7 protein-coding genes and 1 pseudogene are annotated in these 5610 nt (G+C 74.3%); all 8 read right to left on the reverse strand.

Annotated features, from left to right (window positions below):
- Window positions 1-892: pseudogene (locus JNW89_RS25980) on the reverse strand (MATE family efflux transporter); the annotation flags it as partial.
- 390 nt (window positions 893-1282) lie between these two features.
- Window positions 1283-1795 carry an AAA family ATPase gene (locus tag JNW89_RS25985; protein WP_238449239.1) on the reverse strand — a complete coding sequence of 171 codons (513 nt, stop codon included), beginning with the start codon at window positions 1793-1795 and terminating at the stop codon, window positions 1283-1285.
- Between the two features lie 603 nt (window positions 1796-2398).
- Window positions 2399-2608, reverse strand: a complete 210-nt coding sequence (locus tag JNW89_RS25990; RefSeq protein WP_179806287.1) for a DUF6186 family protein — start codon at window positions 2606-2608, stop codon at window positions 2399-2401.
- Window positions 2608-3015 carry a hypothetical protein gene (locus tag JNW89_RS25995; RefSeq protein WP_238449240.1) on the reverse strand — a complete coding sequence of 136 codons (408 nt, stop codon included), beginning with the start codon at window positions 3013-3015 and terminating at the stop codon, window positions 2608-2610. Before JNW89_RS25995 ends, JNW89_RS25990 begins: the two co-directional genes overlap by 1 nt.
- Window positions 3016-3078: 63 nt before the next feature.
- Window positions 3079-4110 carry a bifunctional oligoribonuclease/PAP phosphatase NrnA gene (locus JNW89_RS26000; RefSeq protein WP_238449243.1) on the reverse strand — a complete coding sequence of 344 codons (1032 nt, stop codon included), beginning with the start codon at window positions 4108-4110 and terminating at the stop codon, window positions 3079-3081.
- 26 nt (window positions 4111-4136) lie between these two features.
- Window positions 4137-4625: a 30S ribosome-binding factor RbfA gene (gene rbfA / locus JNW89_RS26005; RefSeq protein ID WP_238449241.1), complete on the reverse strand. Its 489-nt coding sequence runs from the start codon at window positions 4623-4625 to the stop codon at window positions 4137-4139.
- 142 nt (window positions 4626-4767) lie between these two features.
- A complete protein-coding gene (locus JNW89_RS26010; protein ID WP_088963418.1) occupies window positions 4768-5061 on the reverse strand; it encodes a DUF503 domain-containing protein in 294 nt (97 codons plus the stop codon).
- A gap of 88 nt (window positions 5062-5149) precedes the next feature.
- Window positions 5150-5610: EF-Tu/IF-2/RF-3 family GTPase (locus JNW89_RS26015; protein ID WP_375155140.1), on the reverse strand; the 461-nt coding region annotated here is incomplete at its 5' end.

Consider the following 5610-nt stretch of genomic DNA (forward strand, 5'->3'; position numbering starts at 1 on the left):
CGAGCGCGGCGCCGATCAGCGCCTGGGGCCGCGATGGCGAGGGGCGTCGAGCACCAGCGCGGTGAAGAACCACAGTTGCAGGGCGATCTGGTGGGCGCCGACGGCGGCGGCGCCGAACCGCGCGGCGACCGCCGTGGCGGAGAGGAAGCTGGCCTGGAACGCGACGCCCCGGACCAGCAGGTCACGGCTGAGCGCCAGCTGCTGCCGGATCAGCCGGGGCCGGGGCCGCAGGGAGACCCGCTCGCGGACCAGCGCCGCGGCGAACAGCGCGCCGGAGACGGTCTGCGCGACGGCGTTGGCCACCGCCGAGCCGGCCAGCCCGAGCCCGGCCGGGTAGACCAGCAGCGGGCAGAGCAGCGCGGAGAGCAGGTTGGGCGCGAGCACGAAGACAAGCGGGCGGCGGGTGTCCTGGATGCCGCGCAGCCGAGCCGTTGCCGGCGGCGGCGAGGAGCAGCCCGGGCGCGCCGAGCGCCGCGATCCGCAGCCACTGCGCGGCCGCGCCGGCCACGTCGTCACCACCCCCGGCGAGGGTACGCGCCAGCGCCCCGCCGCCGACCTGCATGGCGAGCGCGACGAGCACACCCACCCCGAGGGCGAGCCAGGACGCCTGCACGCCCTCGGCCACCGCCGCCGCCCGGTCGCCGGAACCGAACCGCCGGGCCGCCCGGCCGGTGATCCCGTACGCGAGCACGGTGCCCAGCCACGCGGTGAGGGTCATCACGGTGCCCCCGACGGCCAGCGCGGCGAGCGGCACCCGGCCGAGGTGCCCGACCACGGCCGTGTCGACCAGCACGTAGAGCGGTTCGGCGGCGAGCACCACCAGCGCGGGCAGGGCCAGGGCGGCGATCCGGCGCGGCGGCGCGATCGCGGTGGCGGTGGCGGTCTGACTCATCGCCGCCGATCCTGGCACGGGAGAGGTAAGGATCGCAAGACTTGTCAGCGCTTACTCCTGCGACGCCCTCGGATCGCTCATCTCCGGGCTGGCGGCTCGCCCCGGGCACTGGCAGCTCGCCTGCCGCGGACGGCTCGGCCGGTGGACATCGCGGGGAGGGCAGCCCGGCGAGCTGGCCGCCACGAAGGTCGAGCGGCCTCGCGACCAGCGAGCCGACCGCCCCGCCGGCGGCGGTCCCTCGGCTTCGGCCCCTGGGCGCGGGCCGGATGATCCACTCCAGATGCGGCGTGTCGCGGTGTCCCCGCTCCGGAAGACCGCGACCCGCCGCAATCCGTGTCGATCACCCCCCGGCCGACTCGCTGGCGGACGGACGGAAAGGCGCAGGGTGGTTCAGCGGGAGGGGAGGGTGTCGAGCCAGCGGCGGACCTGGCGGCGGCTGCGCAGCCGGACGACCGGCAACCCCGGTGCGTGGGCGGCGACCGCGGCGAACAGCCGGGGCCGGGAGCGGCCCGGATAGCGCCAGAGGTAGCGCAGGAAGCCCAGGTCGAGCCGTTCGGGGCAGCCGGCGGGCAGGTCGGGGCGGTCGGCGGAGCGGCGGCCCCACCGGCGGCGGACGACCCGGGCGAGGCAGAGCGGCCAGGGCAGGTCGACCAGCACCAACAGGTCGGCGCGGGGCAGGCGGAGATCGAGGGTGCCGCCGTAGTTGCCGTCCATCACCCAGCGCTCGCCGGCGGCGAGCGCGGCCACCTGGGTGCGGAAGGCCGCGTCTTCGGCGGGGATCCAGCCGGGTCGCCAGTAGTGCCGGTCGAGGTGGATCAGCGGCAGGTCGAGCCGGCGGGCGACCGCGCGGGCGAGGGTGCTCTTGCCGGCACCCGAACTGCCGACGATCAGGATGCGACGCACCGGGCGACGGTAGCGGTCAGGGGTCGGACGGCGGGGACCCCGATCGCTCGGATGCGGGAGCTGCGGCCTTCGCCGCACCAGCGGGCGGACCGGCGGGCCGGGCGCCGGGCGGACCCGATAGCGCTAGCAGGGCGGTACCGGCAAGGGGGCCAGGTGGTGGTGGCGGGCCGGGCGGGCCGGGCCGAGAGGCGGTGACGTCGGCGACGCGGGACGTCGGCGGCGTCACCGCCGGTCGGGCAGCGTCACTGACGGGTGTCCATCGAGGTCTGCAGGGCGCGCCGCATCTGCTCGCGCGCCTCGTCGGTGGTCTCGGGCTTGGGCTTGGTCGGCATGGGAGTCCCTTCCAGGGTGCGGACCACCGGGGACGGCGGCCCTACGGGCAAGTTCTGCTGAGCGCCCGACGGCGGTCCGGGATCACCGGAGCGGCTCGCCTGGCAGCGTGAGCCCGGGTCGGTCTGACCCTGGAGGGAGGCGGCGCCGGGTGTGGCACCACCGCCCACGACCTGCGTCGCGACGCGGCGCCCGGTCGTTTCCCAAATTAACGTTCAGGTCCACATGCTGCCCACAGTTCCCGCCATTTGGGCGAGATGGCGGCCGGGGCGCTCACCGGGCCAGGAAGTGCCAACCCAGCCACCACCAGAAGCCGAACACGCCGATCCGGCCGACCGGGACCGGCCCGACCTCGTAGCGCATCACGTACGCGCAGACGTCGCCGAGCGACGGCACCCGGGAGCCCGGGCGGCGGGAGGCCCACTCGACGGCGGCGAAGAGCAGCAGGGCGGTCAGGAAGCCGGTGACGGCCAGGGTGCGCATCATCGCCGGACCAGCCCCCAGAACGCGGCCAGCCAGCCGAACCACGCGGCGGAGCGGACCAGCTCGTCGGTGAGCAGCGGGTCCGCGAGCCGGGAGAAGGTGGGGAACTCGTTACCGACCGACAGCACGAACGTGGCGGCCTCGAGGACACCGAAGACGGCCGCCGGCAGCACCCACCAGAGCGCGCCCGGCCCGAGCCGGTGCGGTGCCGGCCGGCGGGGCACCCGGTTGCCCAGACCGAGCCAGATCAGCGTGCCGCCGGTGCCCAGGGTCCACAGGTTGGCCTGGGTCGAGAAGGACGGCAGCTGTCCACCGACCAGCGAGAGGCAGGCCAGCACCGGCACCGTGACCACCGGACGGTCCCAGGCGCGCGGCAGGTCGACGGTGAGCTCGGGGGGCTGCTCCATCCTCCGATTCTCCCCGCGCTCACACAGCGCGGGAAGACCAACACACTTCGGGGCGCGCGGAGATCAGCGGGCGATCAGCGCGCCGTCCAGCTCGGCCCGGATGGAGCGCACCACGTCCTCGGCGCTGCCCGCCCCGGTGAACCCGGCGGCGAACCGGTGGCCGCCGCCGCCCAGCGCCACCGCCACGGCGCTCACGTCCACCGCGCCCTTGCTGCGCATCGACACGGCCCACTCGGCCGGGCCGACCTGCTTGAGCACGCAGGCCACGTCGGCCTCGGCGGTGCACCGCACCGAGTCGATCAGCGCCTCCAGCACGTACGGGCGCTGGTCGTGCCGGGCCAGGTCGTCCTGGGTCGCGTACGTCCAGACCAGTCCGTGGCCGGCGGCGGCCGACGGCTCCAGGTGGGCCCGGCCCAGCACCTCGCCGAAGAGCCGGACGGCGCCGAACGGCCGGGTGTCGAAGACCTGGCGGGAGATGTCCCCGGGGCGGATGCCGGTGGCCAGCAGCCGGGCCGCGAACTGGTGCACGGCGGGGGTGGTGGCCTCGAACCGGAACGACCCGGTGTCGGTGGTCAGCGCGACGTAGAGGCACTGGGCGATCTCCGCGTCCAGCGGCACGTCGAGCCGGGTGAGCAGCTCGTCGACGACGACCGAGGTGGCCGCGGCCGCCGGATCGACCAGGTGCAGCCGGCCGAACCGGGTGTTGGAGGCGTGGTGGTCGAGGACCAGCGCGTCGCCGGCGGTGTCGAGGCGGTCGACCAGCTCACCCAGCCGGGACTCGCTCGCCGCGTCGAAGCAGACCACCAGGTCCGGATCCGGGTACACCCCGGTCGACGGCACCAGCAGGTCGAGCCCCGGCAGCCAGCGGAACGGCTCGGGCACCTCGGGCGGCCCGGGGAAGGTCGCCTGGAGGTGCCGTACGCCGAGCCGGCGCAGCCCGAGCCCGAAGCCGAGCATGCTGCCCAGCGCGTCGCCGTCCGGGTTGACGTGACAGATCAGCAGCACCCGGGCGTCGGCCGGCAGCCGGCGTACCGCCGCGACGGCGGCGGCCCAGTCGGACTCGTCCGGGCCGGTGCGGGCCGGCCCGGTGAGCAGATCGCCGGCCGCACCCGGGGTGCCGCTCACCGCCGATCCGTGGCCGACGGGGTGCCCTCGTCGTCGCCCTGGTCGCCCTCGGCGCCCTCGTCCTCGTCCTCGTCGAGCCGGTACGGCTGGGCCTCGCCCGCGTACTTGGCCTGGGCCGCCAGCCGCTGCACCTCGGCGTCGGACTGGCGGGCCGCGGCGAGCAGGTCGTCGATGTGCTTGACCTGGTCCTGCACGTCGTCGAGGACGAAGGTCAGGGTCGGCGAGTGGCGCAGCCCGAGAGCCTTGCCGACGGTGCTGCGCAGCATGCCCTTGGCGCTCTCCAGGGCGGCGGCGGTGCTGGCCTGCGCGGCCGCGTCACCGAGCACCGTGTAGAAGACGGTGGCGTCGCGCAGGTCCGCGGTGATCCGGGCGTCGGTGATGGTGATCATCCCGAGCCGGGGGTCCTTGATCTGGCTCCGCACCACCGACGCGACCAGTTCGCGAATGCGCTCCGCGTGCCGGCGTACCTTGGCCGGATCCGTCATGTCCCCCACCTCCAGGGCGTTCTGCTCCCGGCCGGCACGACGGCGCAGGGCACCGCCGGGACCGACCGCCCAACATGTCGAACACTACCCGCGCGGCCGGGCCGGTTGCGCGGCACCGCCGGTGGCGACGGCCACCCCGGCGTCAGTCGTCCTCGCCGTGCAACCGGCGGCGCACCGACAGCAGTTCGGCCTCGGGGCGCCCGGCCACCAGGCGCTCACAGGAGTCGAGCACCTCGCGCACGTGGGCCGCCTCGGCGGCCACCACGGCCACGCCGATCTCGGCCCGGCCGTGCAGGTCGAGCGCGCCCACCTCGGCGGCCGACACCTCGAAGCGGCGCAGCGCCGCCACGATGGGGCGTACATATGATCTCTTGGCCTTGAGCGAGCGTGAGTCGCCCGGCAGCAGCAGGTCGAAGACCGCGGTTCCCGTGTACATCGCTCCGGACGATACGGACATCCCCGGACATGATCAAGGGGTTTACGCCGAACGGCGTAAACCCCTTGATCACTGTGTCAGCACCGGATCAGGCGCGCGGCTTCTCCCGCATCTCGAAGGTCTCGATGATGTCGCCGACCTGGACGTTGTTGAAACCGCCCAGCGTCAGACCACACTCGAAGCCCTCGCGGACCTCCGTCGCGTCGTCCTTGAACCGCTTGAGGGAGCTGATCGTGAGGTTGTCCGCCACGACCGCCCCGTCCCGCAGCAGCCGCGCCTTGGCGTTGCGGCGGATGATGCCGGACCGGACGATACAACCGGAGATGTTGCCGATCTTGGACGAGCGGAAGACGTCGCGGATCTCCGCGCTGCCCAGCTCGACCTCCTCGTACTCCGGCTTGAGCAGACCCTTGAGCGCGGCGTCGATCTCCTCGATGGCCTGGTAGATGACCGTGTAGTACCGGATCTCCACGCCCTCGCGGTCGGCGATCTCGCGGACCTTGTTGGCGGCCCGCACGTTGAAGCCGATGATCGTGACCGCCTCGGACG

This window comes from Micromonospora sp. 4G55 (assembly GCF_016803375.1).

What these genes read in the sequence shown, in the direction of transcription:
- JNW89_RS25990 (WP_179806287.1), bottom strand. Translation starts at nt 2,608, where the DNA reads ATGCGCACCCTGGCCGTCACCGGCTTCCTGACCGCCCTGCTGCTCTTC.
- JNW89_RS25995 (WP_238449240.1), bottom strand. Translation starts at nt 3,015, where the DNA reads ATGGAGCAGCCCCCCGAGCTCACCGTCGACCTGCCGCGCGCCTGGGAC.
- rbfA (WP_238449241.1), bottom strand. Translation starts at nt 4,625, where the DNA reads ATGACGGATCCGGCCAAGGTACGCCGGCACGCGGAGCGCATTCGCGAA.
- JNW89_RS26010 (WP_088963418.1), bottom strand. Translation starts at nt 5,061, where the DNA reads ATGTACACGGGAACCGCGGTCTTCGACCTGCTGCTGCCGGGCGACTCA.